The organism is Gemmata obscuriglobus (genome assembly GCF_008065095.1).
In the GTDB taxonomy this organism is placed as follows: domain Bacteria; phylum Planctomycetota; class Planctomycetia; order Gemmatales; family Gemmataceae; genus Gemmata; species Gemmata obscuriglobus.
This window is the reverse complement of record NZ_CP042911.1, coordinates 751,882-777,595: the sequence shown is the minus strand read 5'-3', so window position 1 is coordinate 777,595 and position 25,714 is coordinate 751,882. Positions and strand designations below refer to the sequence as shown.

The following is a 25,714-nucleotide window of genomic DNA, read 5'->3' as shown; positions in this document are numbered from 1 at the left end:
CTGAACGGAGGAGGGCCGTATGGCGCGTGTCGTGTTGGCGATGAGCGGCGGGGTCGACAGTTCGGCGTCGGCGGTCCTGCTGAAGAAGCAGGGCCACGAGGTGATCGGGCTGTTCATGCGCACCGGCACGCACGGCCACGACCAGCCCGACGAGCGCCGCGACAACAAGAAGGGCTGCTGCTCAGCTATCGACGCGGGCGACGCGCGCCGCGTGGCCGACAAGCTCGACATCCCGTTCTACGCGCTCGACTTCGAGAGCGAGTTCAACCGCATCATCGATTACTTCGCGGACGAGTACGTGCGGGGCCGCACGCCGAACCCGTGCGTGGTGTGCAACAACTGGCTGAAGTTCGGCCAGTTGTGGACGTTCGGCCAGAAGTTGGGCGCCGACTTCATCGCCACGGGGCACTACGCCCAGGTGCGGAACGGCGAACTGCACAAGGGCGTTGACGCCGACAAGGACCAGAGCTACGTGCTCCACGGGATCAAGCGCGAGGTGCTCCCGCACCTGCTGTTCCCGGTGGGCGGGTACACGAAGCCACAGATCCGCCAGTTCGCGCGCGAGGCGAGCTTGGTGGGCGTCGCGGAGAAGCCGGACAGCGTCGAAATCTGCTTCGTCCCCAGCGGCAACCACACCGATGTCGTCCGCGCCCGCCGGCCCGGAGCCGCTACCGCCGGCGTGATCGCCGAGCGCGACGGCACCGTACTCGGTGACCACGACGGTATCGACCGCTACACCATCGGCCAGCGCAAGGGGCTCAACATCGGTGGCGGGAAAAAGCGCTTCGTGCTGGAACTGCTCGCCGAGACCAACACGGTCGTCGTGGGCGACGAAAGCGATCTCCTCTCATCGGGGCTCGTGGCGAGCGGGATGAACTGGCTCATCGACCCGCCCACGGAACCGCTGACGTGTGTGGCGAAGATCCGCTACCGGCACGCGGGCGTGCCCGCGACCGTGACCGCGCTGCCCGACGGCGGCGCGGAAGTGGTCTTCGACGCCCCGCAGCCTGCGGTCACGCCGGGGCAGGCGCTAGCGCTGTACGACGGCACCCGCGTCCTCGGCGGGGGGTGGATCGAACTGCCCACGAAGTGAATGCGGTAGTGCCACGTTCCAAGTGGGGAACCGCCCCGGCAAACGTTCCGGGCGGTTCGTGCGCACTTCGGCCGCGCGTGGAGCCTGAAATTTGGAGCGACGGGAGCGGGGAATAATCCCCCCGCTCCGGCGTCTCTATTTGCGAGGGGCAGCGGCGGGCGCGAGCGGCCCCTCAACGACCGGTCACTTCCGTTTCGTGCCCGTTTCCGATTCCATCACACCGAAAACTGAGGGTGCGTTCCATGTTACGGACGTGCGTGAGCTGCTGCGCGCTGATGATCGCCGGCCTGACGATCGGGTGCAACCAGTCGAAGGACACAACAAAAGACACGAAGGTCACTTCGACAAAGAAAGATGAACTCGTGATCGCGTACAAGGGCGATCTCGGCAAGCTTGAAAAACAGGTCGATGAGCTGAAAACGAAAGCGGAGAAGGCGGCCGGTGGCGAAAAGGCCAAGCTGGACGCGCAGCTCAAGGACGCGGGCGCGAAGCGCGACGCCGCGAAGAAGAAGCTCGACGAACTGGAGAAGGCCGCCGCGGACAAGTGGGAGGCCGTGAGCAAAGAAGCCGCAACGGCGTTCGATGACCTGAAGAAGGCGGTCAAGGAATAACGTCGCGAGCGCGGGCCGGCGCCCACGGCCCGCGCGACACTTGCACCCAACAAGCCACCGCCCCCGGATGGCTTTTGTGATAAGTGCGGCGCACGGCGGACGCGGGCCGCGTCTACTCTTCATCTTCATACCGTTGGTTGCGCGTTGCCGCCCGGTGCCCCGGTCGTTGAATAGCGGTGGCTCCACATCCCGCCTCCCGCAGGAACTTGCCATGCGCCCCTTTCGCGCCGGGCTGCTGTTCGCGCTGATCGTCGCACTCGGCTCCGCCGCCCGTGCCGACGACCCGAAGGTGCTCACCAGGATCGCGTTCGGCTCCTGTGTCGATCAGGACAAGCCGGTGCCCATCTTTGGCGCCATCGCCGCCGCGAAGCCGGACCTGTTGCTGCTGCTGGGCGACAACATGTACGCCGACCTCGACCGGAAGGTGAAGGTGACGCCCGAGGTCATCCGCGAAAAGTACGCGCAGATGGCGAAGGTGCCGGGGTTCGCGAAGCTGAAGGCAACGTGCCCGATGCTCGGCACCTGGGACGATCACGACTACGGCAAGAACGACGCGGGCGCCGAGTGGGAGCACAAGGACGCGGCGCAGAAGGAGTTTCACGACTTCTTCGAAACCCCGGCGGATTCGCCGCGGCGCGCCCAGAAGGGCGTGTACCACGCGGAGATTTACGGCCCGCCCGGCAAGCGCGTCCAGGTCATCATGCTGGACACGCGGTACTTCCGCAGCCCGCTCAAGAAGGGGCCGTTCGACGCGAAACTGCGGACCGCACCGTACCTCCCGAACACCGACGCCGACGCCACCCTGCTCGGCACAGAACAATGGAAATGGCTCGAAACGCAGCTCAAAAAGCCGGCCGAGTTGCGGCTGCTCGTGTCCAGCATCCAGGTGATTTCGGACGAGCACCCGTTCGAGAAGTGGGCGACGTTTCCGAAGGAGCGCGAGAAGCTCTACGCGCTGCTCAAAAGCACCGGCGCGAGCGGGGTGATGATCCTGAGCGGCGACCGGCACCTTGCGGACATCTCGGTGGACCCGACTGCGATCGGCTACCCGCTGTACGACGTTACCAGTAGCGGGTTCAACCAGTCGTCGAAGAACTGGCGCGCACCCGAACTGAACTCGAAACGCGTCGGCGGGATGCCGCACGGCGACAATTTTGGGTTCATCACCATCGACTGGACCGATAACCCGCGTGTGAGCGTCCAGATCTGCGACGAAGACGGGGACACCACATGCGGGTTCAAGGTGCGGCTCGCCACGCTCAAGGGAACTGGCACCGCGGCGACCACAGCCCCCGTCGGGCCGAAGCCGCCGGAAGGGGTACTCACGCCCGCGGAGGCGGCGAAGAAGGCCGGCGAAACGGTGAAGGTCCAGTTCATGGTGCAGTCGATCGGCGGGAAGGCGAACCTGTACCTGAACTCAGATAAGGACTTCCGGGCGAAGGACAACTTCGCAGTGGTTGTGCCGGTCAAGGTTCAGAAGGGCGCGCTCGCGAAGGGCGACATCGAGAAGCTGGTCGGGGCGACGATCCGTGTGACCGGCAAGGTCGAGACCAACAAGCAGGGCAGCGCGACGCTCGAAGTCGCCGACGAGAAGGCGTTCGAGATCGTGAAGGAGTAAGGCAGAGGAGCGTTCACCGCAGCGAGCGCGAGAGGGCGCAGAGAAGAAGCCAAGAGAGTGAAAGCGACTCCGCTCTTGGCTTCTTCTCTGCGCCCTCTCGCGCCCGCTGCGGTGAACACGAACACTCTTGGCCTTGGGCCTATTCACCGGGTTGCAGCACCCCAATGAACGGCAGGTGCCGGTACTCGTCGTTGAAATCCAACCCGTACCCGATCACGAACTTGTCGGGGATCGGGAACCCGACGAAATCGGGCTCGAACGGCACTTCCTGGCGGCCGAGCTTGCGGAGCAGCACCCCCACCTTCACCGACGCCGCACCGCGGTCGATCAGATGCGCCACGACGCGGGCGAGCGTCTTACCGGTGTCGAGGATGTCGTCGAGCAGCAGGATGTGGCGCCCGGCGATGTCGGGCAGCAAATCGTCACGAATCTCCAGCAGACCGGAAACGGTGGTCGTTCCCCGGTAACTGGACGCGGTGATGAACGCGACCCGCAGCGGCAGGTCGATCCGGCGTATGAGGTCCGCGGTGAAGATCAGGCACCCGGTCAGGATGCCCACGACCGTGACCGGCTTGCCGTCGTAGGCGCGCATGATCTCGGCGGCCATCTCGTCCACACGCGCGCGGACCTGGTCGGCGGTGATGAGAACTTCCATTCGGACGGCTCCAGCGGGGTGACGCTAGTTTGGGTCGGCGCCGTCCGGGTTTCAAGTTCGCCGCGCGTGGGCCGGTCATTTCTTCTTGGCCGCGACCTTCTTCGCGGTGGACTTCTTGGCCGCACTCTTACCCGCCGATTTTGGTGGCGTGTTCTTCGCGGCGGATTTCTTCGCGACGGGGCTCTTGGCGGTTGCCTTCGCCGCACTCTTGGCGGCCGGCAGCTCGGCGCGAGCCGTTTTCGCAACGGCTTTCGCCGCCTTCTTCACTGTGGCCGCGGCCTTCTTCGCGACCGTTTTGGGGTTCGACTCCGCCCCGCCCGCGCTCTTACCGGCAAACGCGCCGACGATGCCGCCGAGCACCGCACCGGCCGCCGCGGTGACCGGGCCGAGCAGCGCACCGGCCGCCGCACCGGTCGCGGCCCCGCCCGCCGCGCCGCCGACCGTGCGCACCGCCTCGTCCCCGGTGCGGCTTTTGTTGGACTTCGCCATTGGTCTGTGTCCTTCGCAAGCGTGTTGAGAATCGGAACGTTGTTCGCGAAGCATCCGGCATGCCGGAACGCATGAGCTGTTCGCGACACGAACGGCACGCGCATCGGCACAACCCCACCGAACCAAGCCCCGGAGCGACCGAGTGACGCGCACCGTACTCGGGTTGATGTCGAAGCGGTCGGAGGCGAGCCCGTTCTGCACACTGCTCACACTCACCCAAGAGCACTGGCAAGGGAGCGGCCGACGCATCCCGCGCCCTTGCGGGCGCGGCTCGTCCCCAAACGCGCCCCGCCGACTGCAGCCCCTCCAGCAAGCTTTGGTGCCACACGTCCTCAACCGTGCGGCCGCGATCATCTCAGCCACCGGCGTACCGAATTGTCCAGTCATCAACGCCTTGCGCGTTGGGGCAAGCGAATCGCGGCGCGGCCCGCAACACCGTCCCGCCCGTGCTTGCACTCGCGCGGCCGATTCGGAACAATAACACCGTCGAGCGCCCTGTTACCCGCGCCCCGAGTGCTCCGATGCCCCAAGACGTCACGTGTCCCGCGTGCGAGGCGACGTTCCCGGTCACCGAGTCGCGCACCGCTTTTACCGCCGCGTGCCCGCACTGCGACGCCGAGATGATCGTCGAGTTCCGCAAGCCGGCGGCGCCGCCCGAGCCCGGCCAGCCGCGACACGAACTGCACGTCACGCCCGGCGCGCTGCCCGCTCCCGAACTGCCGCGGCCCCGAACGAAAAGAGACATCGACGGCGAAGACGCCGAGCCCCGGCGTGCGAGCGGGTCCGCGGCCATCGTCCTGCTCAGCGGCGGGTGCGGGATGCTGATGGTGCTCGGCGGGCTGGGCCTCACCGCGTGGGTGCTGTTCGGGTTGATCGGCACCACGGTCCCGGCCACTTACAAGCGGCCGGGAACGAACCCGCCCGCCATCAACCGGGTGAACCCGCCGAGCAACACGTTCACCCCGCAGAACAACACGTTTAACCCGCCAAGGAACACGTTCGTCCCGCCGAACAGTCCGTTCATCCCCCCCCAGCCCAAGGACACGTTCGACCTGCGCCCGGTTACCGTGGCGCTGCCGTCGATCACCCCGGCACCGCTCGAAGCGGACCCCGCGACCGTCAAACTCGAACGGGTGGGCACGGTCGCGGTCGGCGGCGGCGGGCGGTACCTTGTGATGCACCTTCCGGACAAGGGGCAGCTCACCGTGTTCGACACCAGCGCCGGGCAGTTCACCGCGACCGTCCCGGCCGACACCGGCGACGCGCACCTGACCGCCGGGGTCTCAAAGGTCGTGCTGGCCGCGCCGAACTCCCGCATCTTCCGCGTGTATGCTCTCCCGGGACTTACCAAGGAGTACGATTCGACCGGCCCCGGCGGCATCCGCGGGATGGCGATGGGCTCGCGGACCAACGGGCCGATGGCGACCGTCGAAGTGTTCGGAGAGGTGAAGCTCTGGGACATCGGCGCGAGCGGCATCACGGAAGTCGAAGGCGCGTCCGGCAAGCTGGGCGTCCACTGGCACGACCGGTGCCTCCGCGCCGCCCCCGACGGCACCGCCTTCTCGACCTACGACGGGCTTCACAGCCGCCAGAACGCCATACTGCTAACCAATCAGAACCGCAAGTGGCAGGTCTCGGCCGACAGCTACCCGGTCCCGTACCCCGGCGTGGACGGAAACTTCTACGGTAACGGCATCGTGGTCAGCAAGGCGTATCAGGACCAGCGGGTCGGCGGGATCGGCGCGAGCAGCGGCGTGTGGTTCGTGCCGTCCGTGTCGAGCAAAGACTACTTCCTGAAGGTCGCTCCGCAAACCGTCGGGTTCGCGCCGAACCAACAGAAAACCCTCGCGGTGAGCGTCCACAAAGGGCGCAACTCCGAGGCCGCTGCACCGGGCACAACGGTGCTGAGCGATTTGCCCGAGTTCGAGGGGATGGTGGACGCGTTCAGCGGCAACGTGAACGTCGCGTGCGACCAGCACTTCTTCCTGATCCCCCAGGCGAAGTTGTTCATCACAATAACCGCGAAGCGGGACCGCCTCGTGGTGCGACGGATCGACCCGCGTTGAGTGCGCAGACACAGAGTTCGACGCGTCATGCCCCGAACAGCCGCGCGAGCCAGCTTCGCCGGATCGGGGCCGGTGGGGGAACGACCACGGGTTCGCCACGCAGCACGGCCTCGCCGCGGGCGCACGCGATCCCTTCTGCGTGCCGGCGCCCGATCCATTTTGTGAGCCGCTGGAAGCCGGCTGTCAGCTCCGGGCGGCGGCGGTCGATGCCGTGCCCGTCGGACCCGAGCAGGTGAATGAACCCGTCGGTCGCCCAGCGCCGCAGCGCGTTCTCCTCCTCTCCTTCGGCCTCCGCGAGCGCCCGGGCCGTCACCTGAATCAGGCACCCCGCCGCGATCCATTCGCGCGTCAGGACCGGATCGTCGAGCAGCGGGGGGTACCGCTCCGCGTGTGCGATAATGAGCCCCACGCCCTCCGGGCGGAGCGCGCCCGCAAGCGGGAGCACGTCGAGAAACCCGTCGTGCGGCATTTCGACCAGGAGCCACTGCCGGTGGTCGCCGACCGACATGAGGGCCCCGCTCCGCCACTCGTCGAGTGTGTCCGCGGAGAGCATGACCTCGCCGGCGGGGTGGACCGACAGCGGGATCTTCTTTTCGCGCAGCGCGACCGCGAGTTGTGTCGCGGCCGCGCGGAGCCGGTCCGCGGTGTTCTCGGGGTAGTCCGGGTTCTGATGTGCGAGCGCGGTTACGTATCCGACGCCTTGGGAAACGAGCGTCCGGCACATCGCGAGCGCGACATCCGGGGTCTCCGGGCCGTCGTCGAGGCCGGCGAGCAGGTGAACGTGGGTGTCCGCGAGGGGAGTCATGACGTGTTCGGGGCAAGCGGTGTGCCGGCGGGCTCACGCCGCTCGCTGAAGATGCTGTGTCGGGCCGTCCACTTCGTAACCTGTGGCGCGGAAGGCTCACGGCACCGCCTGGCCCAGGGTATATACCGGGCAACCGGAACCGCGTACTGCGAGGTTGTTCCAGACCGGTTGCCCGGTATATACCCTGGGCCAGGAAGCGGTGCTGGAACAGCCTTCCCCGCGACGCATTGCCGGACAAACGCTCGGCCGACGCAACATCGGCCTGCTGCAACGCAGCGAGCTGAACCGGCCCGACACAGAAGGCGCAACGAGCCGGCCCCGGTCGTTCCAACTGGAGCGTCCGGGGCCGGTGAACTCAACTTAAATTACTCGCCGGCCGGGTCCTTGCCGCCGACCCACGGGCCTTCGAGCTTCTGGTAGTCCGGCGGTTGCAGCAGGCTGCCCTTGTCGCCGGCGTTCCAGCCCATGATTTGGTTCGGCTTGCCGCGCTTCTTGCTGCGGGCCTCCCACTGGCCGGCCCACGACTGGTCCGCTTCCTTCGGGGCGCGCTTTTCCTTGTCCCAGAACAGCACCTTGCCGTACCGATAGCTCTGCACGCCCATGTTGACCGTGGCGAACGCCGCGGCGCCGAGTTCCGGGGTGCTGAGCGTCTCGCGCTTGCGCTCGCGGACGCACTCGAGGAAGTTCTCCCACAGGGCGTAGGTGGCGTCGCCCTTCTTCGGGTTGGCGAACACGTGAACCGGCTTCTCCTCGCCCCCGTTGCTCTTCGGCTTGGCGGGGCCGCCGGCGATGTTCTGGCCGTACACCGAGAAGCCCTTGATGAAGTCGCCGCCGCCGTCGAACTTGATGGTCGCGAGGTGGCCGCGGATCATCTCGCCGAACTGCACGTCGTTACACATCGTCGCGCCGACGATGAACTGGCACCCCTCGTCGTAGTCGGCCACCACGGTGGCCACGTCCGGCACGTCGCGGCCGTCGTACTCGAGGTACAGGCCGCCGGCGCCCACGACGCGGGCCGGGAACCGCAGGCCCATGGCCGCGATCATGTGCGTCGTCTGGTGGACGAAGAGGTCCGTGTACATGCCGCCGCCGAACGGCCAGTAGCACCGCCACTGCGCCCAGACGGCGCGGTCGAACGGCTGCGCGTCCGGGGTCGGCCCGAGGGGCTCGCCGTCCACGCCCTTGAACGCGTGGCCCAGCCACATGTCCCAGTCGATGGTCTTCGGCGTCATGTCCTTGGTGAGCGGGTAGTACCGCCACTGGCCGACCGAGCTGTTGCGGAAGTAGCTGGTCTGCCCCTGCATCACCTTACCGATGTTGCCGGCGGCGACGTACTCGTGCGCCGCGAGCCAGGTCGGGTCGGCCATGCTCTGCACGCCGACGGTGACCACCTTGTTGGTCTTCACCGCCGTGTCGACGACCGCGATCGCTTCGGCGATCGTCTTGGTCATCGGCTTCTCCATGTACACGTCCTTGCCCGCGTTCATGGCGTCGATCGCCATGCGCGCGTGCCAGTGGTCCGGGGTGGCGATGCACACCAGGTCCACGTCCTTCTGGTCGAGGATCGTGCGGTAGTCTTTGCTGACGTGGTTCTTGTCCCTCTTGTCGAGCCCGCACTTCTCGGCCGACGGGTACAGCCCGCGCCCCTGGATCACGCCCTTCTTCACCTCGCCGTCCCACACGTCGCACACCGCGGCCGGCGCGACCGCCTTGCCTTCCTTCTGCATCTGAAGGATGACACCGATGTGCTGCTGGCACCGGCCGCCGACGCCGAGGAAGCCGACCCGCAGCTTCTCGTTGGCGGCCTTGATCCGCGCGTAACTGGCGGCCGGAAGGGACATCGCGGCCCCGGCCGCGGCGGTGCCGGCGATGAACGCCCGGCGGTTCACGTTCGAGTTCGACATTCGCAGCTCCTGCGGGAGGATTCAGACCACGGACCCGTCACCGGCGATCGGTGCTACCTTCTCAATGGTCACAGGCCCGTCGTCTGGCTCGGAAAATCATCGGTCACGAGTCGGAGAACCCAGGTGCTCACTTCTTTTTCTGTTCGAGCAGCCACTTGTACAGTTCGTCGGTGTCGTAGGCCGCGTCCCACGAGTTGTGCCCGACCTTCGGGTACTCGGTGTATTTGGGGCTGCCGCCGGCCTTCTTGATCGCGTCCACCATTTCGCGCGAGAGGTCCACCTTCACCGCGGTGTCGGCGTCGCCGTGGAACACCCACGTCGGGACGTCCTTGATCTTCTCCGCGCTCTTCACATTGCCGCCGCCGCAGACCGGAACGATCGCGGCCCAGCGGTCCGGGTAGGTCGTGGCGATGCTCCACGTCCCGAAGCCGCCCATCGACAGCCCGGTCAGGTACTGGCGCTTCGGGTCGGTCTTGTACGCCTTTTGCACCTCGTCGAGCATCGCGAGGGCGCGTTTGGCGTCGCCGGAGGTCGCCTGCCACGTCCGTTTTTCGGACTGCGGGATCACGACAATGAAGGGGAAGTCTTTTTCACGCTTTTTGATCGCCGTGCCGAGGCCCACCTCGACCGGCATCTTCTTCCCGCCCTTGGTTTCGCCGGAGCCGTGTAAGAACAGGACCGTCGGGTACTCCTTCGTGCCGTCGTAGGTGTGGGGGACGAACACGACGTAGGGCGAGGTGGTGCCGTCGGCGTTCTTGAATGTCTTGTCGATGAACCCGGTTTTCGGTTTGTCGTCCGCGCGGGACGGCGTGAGCAAGGAGAAGAAGGACGCGCAGAGCAAGAACGCGGAGAGGACGCGCATGCGAGGGCCTCCGGTAGGGGCGGTGTGCTAAAGCCTATCAAACCGGCCACACGGTCGCCAGCAAGAAGGTGAAATGTCAAGTTGCGGGGAAGGCGGGGCCGCGCAGTTATGTTCAGGCGAGGGCCACACGAGCGCGTTGGGGGAGGGGCCGGGTTTCTGATCCGGTTCAGGCCCCCATAGCGTCACTCGGGTTTCGGCCCCTCAAGCGCCTGGAGCGCCTCGACGAACAGCTCCGGCGGGTCGATCACCGAGTCGCCGTCCTTAAGTGTGATGAACGGGTGCCACACCCCGTGCCACACCCAGAACACGTCGTCGGTGATCGGGTACGCGTGCTCGCGGAAGTTCTCCACCGCGAACAGGTGCAGCCCGTGAACGTCCTTGATCGCCGGGAACGACACCGGCCACACGGCGAGTTCGTCCCGGCTCGGAACGGCCACCCAGAACCCCGCCGGCGAGTCCGGCATGAGTTCCTCCACGAGCAGCGCGCGGGCCGCGTCGTAGCTGTCGCCGGTGTGCCCCAAGTAGATGTCGTGGTCCGGCGAGGCGCGGTCGAAGAAGTCCGCCGCGGTCGCGTTCCGCAGGTTCTCGACCGCGATGTCGAGCAGGTCCTCGCCCCGCTTCCGCGAGCGCTTCAGCATCTCGTCGGTGACGAACGCCATCGTGTGCGGGAAGTCCACCACCAGGGTGATTTCCAGCCCGGTGCCCGGGAGCGGGATGCCCCACGGGTGGGCCGCGCGCTTGTCGAACGGCCGCCCGAGCCGCGGGCGCAGCCGGTCCGCGACGGTCATGAGGTCGTGCGGGATGTCGGGCGCGGCGACCGCCCGGGCGAGCCGGTCGAGGAACCCGTCGATCAGCTCGGGCCACTCGGCCGGGCCGGCGGCCTTCGCGCGGCGGTACAGGTTCGCCAGCCCGATGTACTGCTCGTCGCCGCCCCCCGGCGGGCGCACGTTCACCCCGCTCGGCTCCCAGCTCGCGACCGCGTACCCGCCGGCCGCGAGCCGGCCCGCGACCGCGGATCGGAACGCCGCGGGGAACTGCGGGGTCGGCTCGTCTTCGGGCGGGTCGGCAGCGGACACGTACGGACCTCCGGTGGTCAAGCGCGGACTTCGGCCGCCGGCTCCGCGCCGACCGCCCCCTTCGGCAGTTTCACCACGAGCACCGAGCACGCGGACTCGCACATCACGCGCTCGGCCACGCTGCCCATCACCAGCCGCTCCACGCCCGTTCGGCCGTGGGTGCCGATCACGATCAGGTCGATCCCGGCGTCCGCGGCGTAGCGGGTGATCTCCGAGGCCGGGTCGCCCTCCAGCAGCACGTGGCTGACCGAAATCTTCGGGTTCGCCGGGCGCACCTGCTCGAGCAGCCCCTTGGCCTGCTCGCGGGTGAGGCCGGTCCCGGGGGCGTAAACGTGAACCGCGGCCAGTGTCGCCCCGTGCGCTTCGGCCAGCGCGACGGCGTGAAAGTAGGCCAAGTTCGAGTAGCTCGAAAAGTCGGTCGGGTACAGGACACGGGCCACGCGGATCATGGAGAGGTCTCCCGGGGCGGTCGGGGCCGGGCGCCGGCCGCCGCTCCTATCGTACCAACGGAACCGACCGAAGGAAGGAGACTTGTCGGAAGTGGCGCCCCGGGCGGGCGCGAGACGAGGTCAATCCACGACGATTCCGCCGAGGCACCCGGCCGCGGGCGCCGGACGGTACAAGCCCCGCGCGATCGAACGAAAAAGCCCTTGCAGTTGCGACGAGCAGCGCCCGTGCCGTCGGCTCAAACCGCTACCTGATTCAACCGCCACGAATTGGGCTTCGTTGTGCGGGGGTAGGCGCGATGTCATCGGGGCCGCCCGATTCCGCAACGACGCGCCGCTCGTCAGGTGAGTTACGGGCGCTCCCCCCGGGCGAGTTTGGCGTTCAAGTCGGCGATCAGCCCCGGCAGCGCGCCCAGGTCGCTGATGGCCGCATGCGCGCCCGCCTGTTTGTAGCGCGCGGTGATGGCCGCGCGACGGGCTTCGAGTTCAGCGGGCGGCAGCGCGCGAAGCTCGTCCGCGCTCAGCCCCATCTCGTTGCTGGAGTCGATCACGCCGACGCTCCAGCACCCGGCGTTGCGCCCGTCTTCAATATCGATGACCGTATCGCCCACCTTCAGGACCGCGGCCGGCGGGTACACGTTGAGCGCTTCCATGCACCGGAAGATCATCCACGGGGCCGGGCGGCCCGCCGGAACGTCATCGGCGCAGATGTTGAAATCGGGCTCGTACCCCTGGCGCTTCGCGGCCCCGGCGACCGCCGCGGCCGCCTCGTGGAAGTAGCCGGTCGTCGCGGCCACCTTGATCCCCGTCGCGCGGACCGCGGCGACAGCCTCGCGAGCGCCGGGGATCAGTTCGCTGTACTTCACGGCGGCTTCCACCTGCCGCGGGGTCACGTCGCGGTACAGGTCTTCGACATCCGCCTCGGTCCAGTCCCGGCCGACGGCGGCGCGCCACTTCCCGCCCACCGCGTCGGTGCGCAGCATCGCGCGGATGTGGTCCTTCTTGTGCAGCCCCATCGGGCCGCGTGCCTCGGGCAGCGTCACGGTCACGCCCTTCGTGGCGAACGCGGCCACGAACGCCCCGGACGGGGCGCGGCACCCGAAGTCGATCGTGGTCCCGGCCCAGTCGAGCACCACCAGCTTGATCTCAGCCACGGAGCGAGGCCTCCAGGTACTTGCGGAAGTGGCTGTACGGCGGGGTCTCCATGCCGACCACTTTCGCGCGGTCGTCGTACTCGCGCACCTTGGCGGCGGCGGCGAAGTGCGGCTCCGCCTCGAACGCCGCGATCTCGGCGGGGTCCATTCGCCCGCCCTGGAGTTCGAGGCTCTTTATGGACGCCGGCGAGAGGACGCCCGGGTACGCGGGGTGCTTGCCGCTGGCGAGGTAGCGCTTCGCCGGCACGTGCAGCCGGATCGGCTCGGTGACGGCCGGGCCGAACGCGTGCGCCAGGAACCGGGCGCCGAGTTCCTCGTGGCGGTCGTTGATGTTCTTATCGAGGTAGTCCTCGCCGTGGCCGTGGAGCATGTGCCCGATGTCGTGGAGCAGCGCGGCGGCGACGATCTCGGCGGGCTGCCCGTCCTGCTCGGCGAAGTAAGCCCCCTGGAGCGCGTGCTCGAGCTGGGTCACGGCCTCGCCGTGGTACTCGGACCCGCCGCGCTCGGCGAACAGGCGGTCGATGCGGGCCATCACGTCTACGGGCGTCACGTTATGGTTCTCCATGGGTGCAGGTGCCGTCTTCTTATGAACTCGCGCGCGCACCCTTGCTCTCGGCGCGCGACTCCCGATAGTATCGGAAAGTCGGAGCCGCACGTCCGCCGCTCGCCTCGGGTGCTACCGCATGGCCGTTGAACTCCGCTGCCCGGAATGCCGGGCCAAACTCAAACTCGACGACGCCCCGGACGCCGGCACGGACATCGAGTGCCCCAAGTGCGGCACCACGTTCGTCGCGCCCGAGCCGGCGGACGACGAAGGCGACGACCGGCCCAAGAAGAAGAAGTCCGACGACCGGCCCAAGAAGGACCGGGAGCGCGACGGGGCCGGCGAGGGCAAGAAGAAAGACAAGCCCGCCAAGGGCGGCGCCGACCCGAAGGCCCCCAAGAAGCGGAAGTCCAAGAAGCGCGAGACCAGCAAGGGGTTGCTCGTCGGGGTGATCGTCGCCGGGCTGGTGATGCTCGCTTGCGTCACCGGACTGTTGGTGTACCTGCTCGGCCGCACGCCGAAGTCGGTCGAAATGATGCACTACGTGCCCGAGGACGCCGACTCGCTGTCCGGGTTGAACCTGGGGCACGCGCAAAAGTACCCGGAGTTCTATAAGGCGCTCTCGGGTACGTTCGGCGGCAGCGAGTTCAAGCTCGCGGGCGACGGCATCGGCCGCGCGATCGGCGCCAACGACCTCGACGGCCTCGCCGACCACGTCCTGTTCGGGTCCAACAGCAAGGGCCACTCCGCGATGGTGTTCCGCACCAAATCGGAGTTCAACGCCGACGGCTTGGGCAAGCTGCCCGGTGCGAAGCAGCAGTCCCTCGACGGGCGCACCTACTACGCCGTGGACGGGTTCAGCAGCGGGGCGCCCCGGACGCGGGTCTTCGCTCCTACTAACCGGCTCGTTGTCGTCTGCCCGCAGGATGTGCCCGAACCGGTGTTCAAGAAGATTCTGAGCGGGAACGCGGGCTCCCAGGACAAGACCGCCGGATCGCGTATGGGTGAACTCGGCAAACGGGTGACCCGCGGCACGTTTTGGAGCTTGCAACTGTTCCAGGGCGACTCGAAGCCCCCGGCCGCTCCGGCGGCCAGCAAAGACGGTGCCGGCGGCAGCGACGACGGCAAGGCCCAGCTCGCGCGCACCATCGCGGAGACGCTGAGCGGGAGCAAGGGGTACGGGCTCAAGGCCAGTATCGGCAGCCGCGAGGTGCGGTTCGAGGTCGTGGTGTGGTACGCCGACAGCGAGAAAGCGTCGAGCACCAGCCGGAAGTGGAAGGAGAGCGACCTGGGCAAGGGGGACGAGGGCACCCCGCCGCGGTGGTGGAAGAGTGAGGTCGACCCGCTCGGCAACAAGATCAAGGCGCAAATGCTGGCGAACATCGGGTGCGGCTCGTCCGGCGACCTGTTCTACGCCCGCTCGTCGGTCGAGTCCGCCGACCTGAAGGAATCGGTGAGCAATGTCGCGAACAAGTTCAACCCGCGGGGCGGGAGCGGGGGCGGGGGAGGCGGCGCGGGAATGCCCCCTCCGGGTGGCCCTGCCGGGCCGGCCCCGGGCGGTCCCGGGCCGAGGCCGGGCGGTCCGAAGCCGCGTCGTCGCGTGCGGGCCTGCCGGTGACCGCCACCCTCGACCCGCAACCCGCGCCGCTGCCCGACGCCCCGCTCGCGGTGCTCGTCAGCGGCGGGCTGGACAGCGCCATCCTGCTCGCCGAAGCGGTCCGCGCGTGCCCCGTCGTGTTCCCGCTGTATGTGCGCTCCGGGCTGCACTGGGAGGCCGTCGAGCGTGCCTACCTGGAACGCTTCCTGGCAGCAATCGCGGCCCCGAACTTGCGCCCGCTGCGGGTTCTCGATCAGCCGACCGCCGACGTGTACGGTGCCCACTGGAGCACCACCGGCGAGGGGGTGCCCGGTGCCGACTCCGCCGACGAGGCGGTGTTCCTGCCCGGGCGCAACGTTCTCCTGCTCGCCAAACCGCTCATCTGGTGTCATTTGAACGCGGTGCCGTTCGTCGCGACCGCGCCGCTCGGTACGAACCCGTTCCCGGACGCGACGCCCGCGTTCTACGACGGCTTCGCCGGGATCGTGAGTTCCGCGGTGCGTGGCGACGTGAGGGTGCTGCGCCCGTACGCGGCCCTTCACAAGGTGGACGTGATGCGCCGCGGCCGCGGGCGGCCGCTGGAGCACACGTTCTCCTGCATCCGCCCCGTGCGCGGCTTGCACTGTGGCACCTGCAACAAGTGCGCGGAGCGCCGGCAGGCGTTCCGCGACGCCCACATGACCGACCCGACTGAATACGCAGAGAAGTAAAGGAGAAAGGCAAAAGACCGCTCGCCGGCGACCGCGTGCGCTGCGCGGGCCGCCCTTCGCCTGCCTTCTTTTGTCTTTGTGCCGGAGGGAACGATGTTCCGAGTGACGAAGGAAATCCACTTCTGCTACGGGCACCGGTTGCTGAACTACGCCGGGAAGTGCCGCAACCTGCACGGGCACAACGGGAAGGCCGTCGTCACCGTCGAGACCGAGTCGCTCGACGCCCTGGGCATGGTCGTGGACTTCACCGAGATCAAGCGCGTCATCGGGAAGTGGATCGACGACACCCTCGACCACCGCATGCTGCTGCACCAGGACGACCCCATCATCCCGGAACTGGAGCGGCAGGGCGAGCCGTTCATCGCGCTGGACGTCAACCCGACCGCGGAAACCATCGCCCGGCTCATCTTCGACCGGGCGGTGGCGCAAGGGCTGCCGGTCACCGAGGTGATCCTCTGGGAGACCGAGAACTCGTTCGCCACGTACCGGCCCACCCCCGGGGTGCCTTCGAGGCCGGTGGCGATGCGAGAGGTGGTCGGCGGCACGCCGCCCGCGGCCCCAGAGTGACCGGACGCGAACCCCTTGCGGCCGTATCCTGTCCCAACGAAGGAACTTCGACGTTGGGAGCAGAGCAGATGGCCGAGGTGAACTCGCTCGATGACCTCAGGAAGCTCGTCGCGGACGCCCAGGCGGCCCTCGAGCAGTGCGCCGACGAGGCGGCCCTTCGCGCCTGGAACACTCAGGTGTTCGGCGAGAAAGGGCTGCTGAAGAACGCGATGGCGCTGCTCGGCAAAGTCCCGAAGGCGGACAAGCCCGCCACCGGCGCCGAACTCAACCGGGTCAAGGAGTCGCTCACCGCGGCCTACGACGCGGCGCTCGCCGACGCGAAGGAGAAGGCCCTTCAACTCAGCCTCACCACGAACCCGCTCGACGTGACGCTGCCGGGCCGCGGGCGCCCCCGCGGGCGCCTCCACCCCGCGACGCAGATCCTGCGGCAGATATACACGATCTTCGCGGACCTCGGGTTCCAGGTGTACCGCACCAACGAGGTCGAAACCGACGAGCTGAACTTCGAGGCGCTGAACATGCCCGCGCACCACCCGGCGCGCGACATGTGGGACACGTTCTTCACCACCACACCCGGCGTCGTGCTGCGGACGCACACCAGCCCGGGGCAGATCCACGTGATGCGCGAGGCCGCGGGGAAGCCGATCCGCGTCATCCTGCCCGGGATGTGCTACCGGAACGAGGCCATCAGCACGCGAAGCGAGATCCAGTTCTACCAGGTCGAGGGACTGGTGGTCGGCGAAGGCGTCACGATGGCCGACCTGAAGGGCACGATCACGGCGTTCGCGCGCCGGATGTTCGGCCCCGAGCGCCAGGTCCGCATCCGCAGCAGCTACTTCCCGTTCACCGAGCCGTCGATCGAGGTGGACATCGACTGGCCGAAGGACGACCCGAACCGCGACCGGCTGACGAAGGGCACGGGCTGGCTCGAAATCCTGGGCGCGGGGATGGTCCACCCGAACGTGCTGCGCGCCGGCGGGTACGACCCGGACAAGGTGACCGGGTTCGCGTTCGGGATGGGGCCGCAGCGGATGCTGATGCTCAAGCACGCGATCGACGACATCCGGCTGTTCTGGCAGAACGACCTGCGGTTCCTCAAGCAGTTCTGAGCGCCGCGGGCGGCGTCACTTCGCGGTCAGGGCCAGGTCCTGCGTGCTCGCCTGGTCCCCGGCCACCTTCGCGGTCAAACCGGACTGGGCCGGGTCGGCGTACCGGGCCGGCAGCTTGACCGGCTTGGCGTACGGGGTCGCCACGTCGGTTTTGGTCACCGTCAGCTGGTACTCGCCGGCCGACGGCCGCGCGAACTCGTACCCGCCGTCCGGGTTGATGTTCGCCTCCATTACCTTCGTCCCGCCCCGGTAGGCGGTCACCACGCCGGCCACGACCGGCCGGCCGTCGCAGGTCACCTTGCCCCGGAGGAGCGACGTGGCGACCGCCGACTCCGACCCGCCGCACCCGGCGGCCACGGGGGCCAACAGAGCGACAAAAAACAGTAACTGGCGCGCGAGGCTCATAACAGTTGGTTCTCGGTGGAGAGGATCGGGAACGTGAGCGGTCCGGGCCGCCCCGGCCCCGGACCGCGCGGCGGCTCAGTCGAGGGTGACGACCTCGCCCCCGTTGCGGCTGCCGAGCGCGCCCCAGACGCCGTAGGGGCTGGTCCCGGCCACAGTGCTGGAGTTGACGGTCTGGTCGCCGACGCTGACGCTGTCGCGGACGAACCGGACGCTCCCGTCGGCCAGGCACGCGTTCACCCCGCCGGTGTGGTTGCTGTTCGCGGTGAAGAACCCGCGGTTCCCGTCCCACCCGGAGTCCGAGTGGCACCCGGGGCCGTTCGGCGGCAGGACGGTCAGGATCTCGCCGTAGAGGGACCGGCCGTCGCCGTACCGGCTCGACGGGGTGTGCGTGACGACGGCGCTGTACTGGGTGCCGTTCCACAGCGCGCGGCAGTCGCCCGGCACGGTCGAGGCGGTCAGCCCCAACCGGGCGATCTCGTTGGCGCCGGTCGGCCGCCGGCGCTCGGAGAAGAGGAGCGTGTTGCTCGTGCCGTCGCTGATGGCCAGCAGCCCGGCGCTGTGCTTTTCGGGGGTGGCCCCGCCCTGCGGGACCGCCTGGAACGCGCCGCGGCTGCCGTCGTACCGGTCGCCGACGTTCATGTGGTAGTTCCGCGGGGCCGTGCCGCTGGCCGTCGTGCCGGCGTCGGACGGGCACTGGAACAGCGAGAGGACGACGGTCCAAGGCGCGAAGTTCGAGTCCCAGGGGGCGCCGCCGGTGCCGGCGACGAAGGCCGCGTTGTTGTAAATGGAGTCCTTCAGGTTCGCCTGCTCCGCGTACGGGAGCAGGTACACGAACCCGCTGATCGTGTCGTACACCGGGGCCGCCCCGCGGTTCGGGGTGCCGACCGGGGTGGTGTACCGGGTGCTCGGGAGCCCGTTCATCACGTCGTGGAAGTTGTGGACCGCGAGCCCGAGCTGCTTGAGGTTGTTCTGGCACTTCATGCGGGCGGCGGCCTCGCGCACCTTCTGCACGGCCGGCAGCAACAGCCCGATCAGAATCGCGATGATCGCGATCACCACCAGCAACTCGATGAGCGTGAACCCGCGGCGCGCGCGGATGGGAGAGAAGAGCATATCGGGCCCGGAGAAGGAAAAGGGAGGGCGGCCCGTGGCCCGGGTTGGGGCACGGGCGACTAAATCGGCCCGACCACGCGTTGAGCGGGGCGAGCAGCAGAGCTAAACTGGGCGACACCGAACAGCAAAGGCGGGTACTGAGCTAACCGTTCGGGCGAGCAACATCTGGTTGCCCGGTGGCATGTATGCATAATAGCAATGCGGCGCGATCTTTCAAGTGCGCGCCCGCCTTGCAATTCCCGCCGGGCGTCTGAACGAGCGCCCGGCGCGCCGCTCAGCCCCGGCGCTTGACCGCGTACCCGTACTGCACCGGCCACGCGGGCTCCTGGCCGAGGGTCTGGGCGGCCTTCAACGCCCAGTACGGCTCGCGCAGCATCTCCCGCGCGAGGAACGCCAAATCCGCCGCGCCAGAGGTGACGACCTCGTTGGCCTGCTGTGTCTCCGTGATGAGGCCGACCGCCCCCGTCAGCAACCCCGTCTCGCGCCGGATCGCTTCCGCGAACGGCACCTGGTACCCCTTGCCCACGGGGATCTTGACGTGCGGCACCAGCGCCCCGCTGGAGCAATCGATCAGGTCCACGCCGAGCGGCTTGAGGGCCTTGGCCAGTTCAATCGATTGCGGCAGGTCCCAACCGCCGTCGGCCCAGTCCGTCGCGGAGATGCGGACGAACAGCGGCAGCTCTTGAGGCACGGTGTCGCGCAGCACGGCGGCCGTTTCGAGTACGATCCGCATCCGGTTTTCGAGGCTCCCGCCGTACCGGTCCGTGCGGCGGTTCGAGAGCGGCGAGAGGAACTCGTGCATCAGGTACCCGTGCGCCGCGTGCAGTTCGAGCACGCGGAACCCGGCCCGCACCGCCCGCTCGGCGGCAATCTTGAACTGACCGATTACCGTGCGGATGCCGGCCTCGTCCAGTGCGGTCGGGGCGCGGTCGCCCTCGTTAAACGGGACCGCGCTCGGGCCGACGTGCTGCCACCCGCCTTCGCCGAGCGGGAGTTGGGCGCCGCCTTCCCACGGCACCCGGCAGCTCGCCTTTCGCCCGGCGTGGGCGAGCTGGATGCCCGGCACCGACCCCATACGGGTTACGAAATCGGCGACCCGCTTGAGCGGTTCGGCGTGGGCGTCGGTCCAGATGCCGAGGTCGCCCGGGGTGATACGCCCTTCGGGCGCCACCGCGGTGGCTTCCACAAACACGAGCCCCGCACCACCGGCGGCCCGACTCCCGAGGTGGACCAGGTGCCAGTCGTCCGCGAACCCGTCCGTCGCACAGTACTGGCACATCGGCGACACGACGATACGGTTGCGGAACGTGACGCCGCGGACCGTGAGCGGCGCGAGCAGGTCGGTGTCTGGTACGTTACGGTCGTGGCTGACCCCTGACGGGCACCCGCCTGCGTGTGTCACTTCGCTCATGTTTGAACCTGATGGTAGTGGGGACTCGGCGACGTGCTTGCAAACCGCGATCCGCGAACCGTCGCAGTTGGGGAATTATGCCGGGCTATTTTGAGAACCTTACACGTCGGAGAAGTGGCCGCACGAGAATGGGCGGCACGGAGTGGAGCAGGCACGTGATCGGTGGCTACTTGTGTACCAGGTTGAGCCACCTGAGGTCAGCGCGCGACTCGTGTTCGAGGTCCGTTCACGGTTTGTTGGTGGGCTCGCGGCGCCTCAAGGGCGGGGTGGAAAATCCGGCCCCCGACGTAACCGCAAGAACCGGTTCTTGCTCGGGAGCCACAGAACCTTCAAACGTTGAACAAACGCCCGCCCGGCGATTCGCGATTTCGTTTTGCGCGGGCGCCATTCATCTCAGTAGCCTCACGGCCTTCACGAGGTATTGCGCCCCGCTCCCCACCGTGGCCGCGAGCGTCAGCCACAGCAACGCCATCTGCGCCGGTAGCAGCAGGCCCAACAACCCCGTCACACCGTCGACGGTGCGGAGCCACGCGATCAGCAGCACGCTGGCCAGCACCGCGCACTGAAGTGCCATCTTCAGTTTGCCGAACCAGTCGGCGCCGAACTTTTTACCGGTCGCCTCGACCATCCCACGAAGGCCCGTCACTAACAGTTCGCGGCACACCACAACGGTCACCATCCACGGGTCGATGCCGGCCCTCGGGACGGGAATGAGATAAATGAAGGTACCGCACACGAGGATCTTGTCGGTGAGCGGGTCGAGGCTGCGGCCCACGAGCGTGAGGGGGCCGTACCGGCGTGCCCACCAGCCGTCGGCCCAATCGGTCGCGGCAGCCACCAAGAACACCAGCAGTCCCGGGAGCCACAACTCGTGGACGATGCACGCGAACAGCACCGTTGCAAGCGGCACCCGGGACAACGACAACACGTTGGGGACGTTCAGAAGCGGTTCTGGCGCGGCCGACACGGACATGCGGTTCCCCCTCGCCGGCGGCGCCAACGGCCGCTTGGGGTCATTCTCGTGACGGACGCACAAAAGGCACGGCCGCGGGTGTTACCGCGGCCGTTCGGCTGGTTCGGGGAAATCCCCGGACCGGCTCTCCTCACTTTTATTTGGCTTTCTGTCCGGGCGCTTCCCGCTTGGGCGGGGGCGAGCCGGCCCCCGCCGTGGGCTGGTTCTTGTCCCCGTCACAGCCAAGGGATACCAGCGAAGCGCCCAGAACCACTACAAGAACGAGCCGACGAAGCATTACAAGGTCCTCCGAAGTCGGCGGGTCACGGGGCGGCAAACACTTCGCCGCCCGCCCGCGAGGCCATCGCCTCAAGGAGGGTCACGTTGACCCCGTTGACCTGGGTGACCACCTGGGACCCGGCCGAGTAGGCGATGAACTGCACCGAGCCGTCTGCCCGGGCCCACATCGCGCCGCCCGTGTGCAGGCTCCAGTAGTGGTTGAAGTGGGTGTCCTGGTTCAGGTTGCCCGGCCCGTACACGCCCGGGGCGTCGTTGATCGACGGGATCCGCTCGCGCACCCCGAGCACCACGTCACCCGCGCCGAACGCGCCGGGGTCGTACCCGGCCCCGGCCCACATCCACCCGTACTCCAGGCTGTTCGCCGGCGGGCGCTCCCCGATCATCAGCGTGTTGCTGGTGCCGTCGGTGATGCCCGCGATCTTGACCGACGAGTTCACGTACATGATCCCGTCCTGACCCGCCAGCTTGCTCCCGGAGATGGTCTCCTTGTACGTGTCCCGGCCGGTGACCGCCATGTAGTCGGTGAGGGCGGCGCGGTTCCCGGTGCCGGACTCGGTCCAGAACAGGTCAGACCGCGAGTCCGAAGGACAGATGAACGTCTTCGCCTGGATGCCGACCACCGTGTTGCTGCCGCCGGTAGTTCCCGGGATGATCTGCCACCACGGCCAGCCGGCGGGGGTGCCACTCATGTTGGCGGCCTTCTGGACGTTGTCCAGCTCCATGTACGGAGCGATCCGCATGGCCCACGACCAGAACGGGCCGTCGGCCGGGTAGCTGGTGGTGGCGTTGGTCCACCCGGCGGCCGGGTTGTCGTAGGCGTGCGCGTTCGTGTACCAGCCGTTGCCGTTCCGGCCCTTGCCGAGCGTGGTGCCGGCTGGGAACCGCTGGTTGGCGTCGTGGAACCCGTGGCACGCGATGGCGATCTGCTTCAGGTTGTTCGTACACTTAATGCGTGCTGCCGCTTCACGCACCTTCTGGACGGCGGGCAACAGCAGCCCGATCAAGATCGCGATAATCGCGATCACTACCAGCAATTCGATCAGCGTAAAGCCGCGACGCAGACCCTTCGGATAAAGTGACATGTGCTGTCCCTTCGACGAGAATGGAAGACAGTAGGCGCAGCACCTCCTACGAACGCAGGAGATACGCTGTTACGCCATGTAACGAGAGAACAATCAATCAAAAGGAAACGCGCGACCGAAAGGTGCGTCCGAGGGAGAGTGAGTTGTATCGGATAGCGATTCGATTCGGCGCGAGTCTGCGAGTGCTTATGTTGTACGCTAATCTGACGACCCACACAAGAAGAAAATGAGGGGAAGCTGAAAAATTGACCTGTGGTATCAGAAACTGGTTTTCGGGGCACCGGGCGGCATGGCCCCCTGACCCGATTACGGTTTGGACATCCCCACGAAGCTCCCGTCGTTGTCACGCGCGAGCGACCAGAGGAACGCCCCCACCTCGACGCTCTCGAAGTAGAACCCGATGGCGTTGATCCGCACCCGCGACTGCCCCGCAGCGGGCTTGTTCCACGTGCACGCGAGCGTGTCGCGCACGTGCTTACCGAGGATCACCCCGAGTTCCGACTCCGACAGCGGCGGGTTCGCTTTCTCCTGCTCCCGCGTTAGCCCGGGGCCGCTCGTCGGCAGGCCGTCGGAGAACAGGTACATCGTGTCGAGCCCCGAGGTCTTCAGGCCGAACGCCTTCTCGAACGCCGCGTACATGTTGGTGTCGTCCACCGGCTTCGTTTTCAACAGCGCGTCGCGTACCCGGACGACGGATTTTTCGCCGTCGAACGAGCACCACTCCCCGTCGTCAAAGAGCCAGCGGGCGGAACTGGAGAACACGACCACCTGGTAGCGCTCCAGCGTCGAGATGCTGCGCATCACTTTGCACACCGTTTCGACCACCAGCGGCCACTTCGTACCGTCCAGAGTCTGAAGGTCACGCTTGCCCATACTGCCGGACATGTCCACGAGGAACACGACCCGCTTGCCGGTCATCGCGACCCCGGCGAACCGCGTCTCCGCTTCCTTCTGGAACCGGTCGTACTTGTCGGCCAGCTTCGCCTTCTCACCCTGGAGGTCAATAATGGTGGCGTTCGCGTCGTCGACCTTCTTGTTCAGGTCCTTGATCTGCGCGCGGGCGGTGCCGAGTTCCTCGCCCGTTTTCGCGGCCCCGGCCTTCGTGGCGGCGATCTGCGCGTCCAGCTCCCGCCGGGTCGCGCGGAGCTTGGCGTCGAGCTCGGCGAGTTCCTTGCGCGCCTCCGCGAGCTGCGCGTCCAGCGCCGACCGCTCGGCGTCCTTGGACAGCATCGAGCGCCGGAGGCCGTCGAGCTGGGTGGCCCGGGCGGCGTCCTTCTTGGCGAGCTCGTCGATGTCGGTCTGACGCGCCTTGAGGAGCCGGTCGGCGGTGGCGGCCTCGGCCCGCGCGTCGGCCAGCTCTTTCGCGGTGGCGGTGGCCTTCTTTTCGAGCCCGGCGAGGCTCTCTCGAGTCGAATCGAGGAGGGTCCGCGCGGTTTTCAGCTCGTCGCGTGCGGTGTCAAGTTTACGCCCGGCTTCATCCTTCTCGGTACGGGCGAGTTTGAGGTCCTCGGTGAGTGCTCGGGACTCGTCAACCAGTTTGAGCCGCGCGCCTTCAAGCTCGGCGAGCGACGCGGTCAGCTTCCCGCGTTCGGCTTCTTCGGTCGCGAGCTTGGTCCGGGTGGTTTCGAGCGCCGCGAGGGCGGTGGCGAGCTGCTGGTCGGTGTGCGCGAGGTCGGCGCGGGCGTCGCGGCTGGCGCGGGCGGCGTCCGTCGCCAGCCGGCTGTTCAGCAGGAACAGGAGCGTGACGCACCCCAGCGCGCAGCAGAACACGTCCAGCATCCACATGCTGACCAGCGTGGGCTGCTTGTGGCGGATTCGCATCGACGGTTCCTCCTGTCGTCCGGGTCACCCGCTGGCGCGCGGGGTCGCTCGCGCGCCGGCCGGGGCGGCCGGTCGCGGGGGCAGCGGGATCAGGCTATCGAGGTGCGCCCGGGGGAGCGCCCCGGTGAGCCACCGCGGCACCAGCGCCGCCGCCGCCGCCGCAACGGCGTTCGGGGGCAGGATCTCGACCGCCGTGCCCTCGGGGGTGTTCGCGTGGACCGCCCGGACGAACCCGGGGAGGCGCCCGGCGGCGTCGGTCAGCCAGACCGCGCGGGGCGGCTCGGCCAGCCCGATACCGTTTACGAAGTCGCGCACCGACTCGCCGGCGAGCCGGACCAGCGCCGAGCAGTGCGCCTCGAACTCTTCGGGCTGCTGAACGATGTCCTGGAACCAGTGCGCGGTGCGGACGGTCAGCCCGATGCGCTGGCCGGCGCGGGCGCGGTCGAACGCCTCGTCCAGTTGCTCGAACAGCAGTTGCTCGGCCTCGCCCGAGTCGCGCGGGTCGCGACGGCACAACTTGACGCACCGGTCCGCAACGGCGTCCAGGAGCCGCTCCTTCCAGACCTTGACCGAGAGCCGCGGCCACGCCGCCCCACCGACCGCGCGCACCTGCTCCCGGTCGACCGCCACCAGCAGCGCCGACACGGCGAACTCGTCGGCGTCGAGCACCATCACGGCGCCGGGGCCGCTCGCGCCGGGCCGCAGCGGCACCACCCAGCCGGCGGCCGGCGGGGGGCCGGCCCCGTCCCCGCCGAGGACCCCGGCGGCGCGGTCCGCGGCCAGCGCCAGCCCGCCGACCGCGGTGCCCTTGAGGGCGAACTTGGCGCGGCCCGCCGCGGCGCCGACGCGGGTCACCTGCGAGGGCGTCAGGTACGCCGGCAGCGCCAGCGCGGTGCCGTCCGACTCCCCCCCAATAACCGCCCGGAGCCGGTCGAACACCAGCCCGAGCGCGGCCTCGGCCGTGAGCGTGTGCCGGCCCAGCTTCCACTCGCGCGACTGCCCGAGCGCAGGGAGGAAGTTGGAGCAAACGAGGTGCGGCAGCTTGCGGTACAACCCGACCCCGGCGCGCCCGACCTCCGGCCCGCGCCGGTCGCCGGCGACGAACAGCGCGAGCTCCTCGTCCGGGGCGTCGAGCACCAGCGCGCGCGACTTCTCGCCCGCCGCTTCCGCGCGGGCGCGGCTCGCGGTCAGGTCGATGCCGACCGCGCGGTGGCGGTCGTGAACCGGAGCGGGCTTGCGGGACCAGAGCATGTCAGTGTGACGAATGTAGGTGTGGGACCCGGGCCGAGAGCACGCGAGAGACACCGGACGGCCACTTCGGCCC

At 68.2% G+C, this 25,714-nt stretch carries 24 protein-coding genes; 8 read left to right on the top strand and 16 right to left on the bottom strand.

Going from position 1 to position 25,714, the window contains the following annotated elements:
- Window positions 1-19 precede the first annotated feature (19 nt).
- The 3 genes from mnmA (at window position 20) to GobsT_RS03325 (ending at window position 3,322) form a co-directional block, all read left to right on the top strand.
- On the top strand, window positions 20-1,093 hold the full coding sequence (gene mnmA, locus GobsT_RS03335) for a tRNA 2-thiouridine(34) synthase MnmA (protein ID WP_010039244.1): 1,074 nt from the start codon (window positions 20-22) through the stop codon (window positions 1,091-1,093).
- A 242-nt stretch (window positions 1,094-1,335) separates the two neighbouring features.
- The gene (locus GobsT_RS03330; RefSeq protein ID WP_010039246.1) at window positions 1,336-1,704 is read left to right on the top strand and encodes a sll1863 family stress response protein; all 369 of its coding nucleotides are present in this window, start codon (window positions 1,336-1,338) and stop codon (window positions 1,702-1,704) included.
- A gap of 211 nt (window positions 1,705-1,915) precedes the next feature.
- The gene (locus GobsT_RS03325; protein ID WP_010039253.1) at window positions 1,916-3,322 is read left to right on the top strand and encodes an alkaline phosphatase D family protein; all 1,407 of its coding nucleotides are present in this window, start codon (window positions 1,916-1,918) and stop codon (window positions 3,320-3,322) included.
- A 139-nt stretch (window positions 3,323-3,461) separates the two neighbouring features.
- Here the strand turns inward: GobsT_RS03325 and hpt are convergent, their stop codons facing one another.
- Window positions 3,462-3,977, bottom strand: a complete 516-nt coding sequence (gene hpt / locus GobsT_RS03320; protein ID WP_010051300.1) for a hypoxanthine phosphoribosyltransferase — start codon at window positions 3,975-3,977, stop codon at window positions 3,462-3,464.
- A 75-nt stretch (window positions 3,978-4,052) separates the two neighbouring features.
- Complete coding sequence (locus GobsT_RS03315; RefSeq protein WP_010051298.1) at window positions 4,053-4,466, bottom strand: hypothetical protein; 414 nt, start codon at window positions 4,464-4,466, stop codon at window positions 4,053-4,055.
- Between the two features lie 521 nt (window positions 4,467-4,987).
- Here GobsT_RS03315 and GobsT_RS03310 point away from each other — a divergent pair.
- The gene (locus tag GobsT_RS03310) at window positions 4,988-6,532 is read left to right on the top strand and encodes a hypothetical protein (RefSeq protein ID WP_029601331.1); all 1,545 of its coding nucleotides are present in this window, start codon (window positions 4,988-4,990) and stop codon (window positions 6,530-6,532) included.
- Window positions 6,533-6,557: 25 nt separating this feature from the next.
- Here the strand turns inward: GobsT_RS03310 and GobsT_RS03305 are convergent, their stop codons facing one another.
- The 7 genes from GobsT_RS03305 to GobsT_RS03275 form a co-directional block, all read right to left on the bottom strand.
- A complete protein-coding gene (locus GobsT_RS03305) occupies window positions 6,558-7,337 on the bottom strand; it encodes a tyrosine-protein phosphatase (protein ID WP_010051297.1) in 780 nt (259 codons plus the stop codon).
- A 365-nt stretch (window positions 7,338-7,702) separates the two neighbouring features.
- Complete coding sequence (locus tag GobsT_RS03300; RefSeq protein ID WP_010040115.1) at window positions 7,703-9,241, bottom strand: Gfo/Idh/MocA family protein; 1,539 nt, start codon at window positions 9,239-9,241, stop codon at window positions 7,703-7,705.
- A gap of 127 nt (window positions 9,242-9,368) precedes the next feature.
- On the bottom strand, window positions 9,369-10,103 hold the full coding sequence (locus GobsT_RS03295) for a carboxylesterase family protein (RefSeq protein ID WP_010040117.1): 735 nt from the start codon (window positions 10,101-10,103) through the stop codon (window positions 9,369-9,371).
- A 182-nt stretch (window positions 10,104-10,285) separates the two neighbouring features.
- Window positions 10,286-11,179, bottom strand: a complete 894-nt coding sequence (locus tag GobsT_RS03290) for a DUF1444 family protein (protein ID WP_010040120.1) — start codon at window positions 11,177-11,179, stop codon at window positions 10,286-10,288.
- Window positions 11,180-11,196: 17 nt separating this feature from the next.
- Window positions 11,197-11,628: a universal stress protein gene (locus tag GobsT_RS03285; RefSeq protein ID WP_010040121.1), complete on the bottom strand. Its 432-nt coding sequence runs from the start codon at window positions 11,626-11,628 to the stop codon at window positions 11,197-11,199.
- 347 nt (window positions 11,629-11,975) lie between these two features.
- Complete coding sequence (gene phnX, locus GobsT_RS03280; protein WP_010040123.1) at window positions 11,976-12,779, bottom strand: phosphonoacetaldehyde hydrolase; 804 nt, start codon at window positions 12,777-12,779, stop codon at window positions 11,976-11,978.
- The gene (locus GobsT_RS03275) at window positions 12,772-13,329 is read right to left on the bottom strand and encodes an HD domain-containing protein (RefSeq protein WP_197905094.1); all 558 of its coding nucleotides are present in this window, start codon (window positions 13,327-13,329) and stop codon (window positions 12,772-12,774) included. The genes phnX and GobsT_RS03275 overlap by 8 nt, the downstream gene beginning before the upstream one ends.
- 133 nt (window positions 13,330-13,462) lie before the next feature.
- Here GobsT_RS03275 and GobsT_RS03270 point away from each other — a divergent pair, with 133 nt between their 5' ends.
- From GobsT_RS03270 to GobsT_RS03255, 4 genes are all read left to right on the top strand, one after another.
- Window positions 13,463-14,941, top strand: a complete 1,479-nt coding sequence (locus tag GobsT_RS03270; RefSeq protein ID WP_010040129.1) for a zinc ribbon domain-containing protein — start codon at window positions 13,463-13,465, stop codon at window positions 14,939-14,941.
- Window positions 14,938-15,630: a 7-cyano-7-deazaguanine synthase gene (locus GobsT_RS03265; protein WP_232068326.1), complete on the top strand. Its 693-nt coding sequence runs from the start codon at window positions 14,938-14,940 to the stop codon at window positions 15,628-15,630. Before GobsT_RS03270 ends, GobsT_RS03265 begins: the two co-directional genes overlap by 4 nt.
- A gap of 93 nt (window positions 15,631-15,723) precedes the next feature.
- Entirely contained in the window at window positions 15,724-16,197 is a 474-nt protein-coding gene (locus GobsT_RS03260) for a 6-pyruvoyl trahydropterin synthase family protein (RefSeq protein ID WP_010040135.1), read from the top strand.
- Window positions 16,198-16,274: 77 nt separating this feature from the next.
- On the top strand, window positions 16,275-17,306 hold the full coding sequence (locus tag GobsT_RS03255; RefSeq protein WP_029600896.1) for a phenylalanine--tRNA ligase subunit alpha: 1,032 nt from the start codon (window positions 16,275-16,277) through the stop codon (window positions 17,304-17,306).
- Window positions 17,307-17,321: 15 nt separating this feature from the next.
- On the opposite strand, the gene GobsT_RS03250 is transcribed toward GobsT_RS03255, so the two are convergent.
- From GobsT_RS03250 to GobsT_RS03220, 7 genes are all read right to left on the bottom strand, one after another.
- Window positions 17,322-17,711, bottom strand: coding sequence for a peptidase associated/transthyretin-like domain-containing protein (locus GobsT_RS03250; protein WP_010040140.1), 390 nt, complete (start codon window positions 17,709-17,711; stop codon window positions 17,322-17,324).
- A 75-nt stretch (window positions 17,712-17,786) separates the two neighbouring features.
- Complete coding sequence (locus GobsT_RS03245; protein ID WP_010040142.1) at window positions 17,787-18,824, bottom strand: DUF1559 domain-containing protein; 1,038 nt, start codon at window positions 18,822-18,824, stop codon at window positions 17,787-17,789.
- A 274-nt stretch (window positions 18,825-19,098) separates the two neighbouring features.
- Window positions 19,099-20,235: an NADH:flavin oxidoreductase/NADH oxidase gene (locus GobsT_RS03240; protein ID WP_010040144.1), complete on the bottom strand. Its 1,137-nt coding sequence runs from the start codon at window positions 20,233-20,235 to the stop codon at window positions 19,099-19,101.
- Window positions 20,236-20,623: 388 nt separating this feature from the next.
- Window positions 20,624-21,208, bottom strand: coding sequence for a CDP-alcohol phosphatidyltransferase family protein (locus tag GobsT_RS03235; RefSeq protein ID WP_010040146.1), 585 nt, complete (start codon window positions 21,206-21,208; stop codon window positions 20,624-20,626).
- A 302-nt stretch (window positions 21,209-21,510) separates the two neighbouring features.
- Window positions 21,511-22,569 (bottom strand): DUF1559 family PulG-like putative transporter, encoded by a 1,059-nt coding sequence (locus tag GobsT_RS03230; protein WP_010040148.1) that lies wholly within the window; start codon window positions 22,567-22,569, stop codon window positions 21,511-21,513.
- Window positions 22,570-22,875: 306 nt separating this feature from the next.
- Window positions 22,876-24,390, bottom strand: coding sequence for a VWA domain-containing protein (locus tag GobsT_RS03225; protein ID WP_010040151.1), 1,515 nt, complete (start codon window positions 24,388-24,390; stop codon window positions 22,876-22,878).
- 24 nt (window positions 24,391-24,414) lie between these two features.
- A complete protein-coding gene (locus tag GobsT_RS03220; RefSeq protein ID WP_010040153.1) occupies window positions 24,415-25,641 on the bottom strand; it encodes a hypothetical protein in 1,227 nt (408 codons plus the stop codon).
- Window positions 25,642-25,714: the final 73 nt, after the last annotated feature.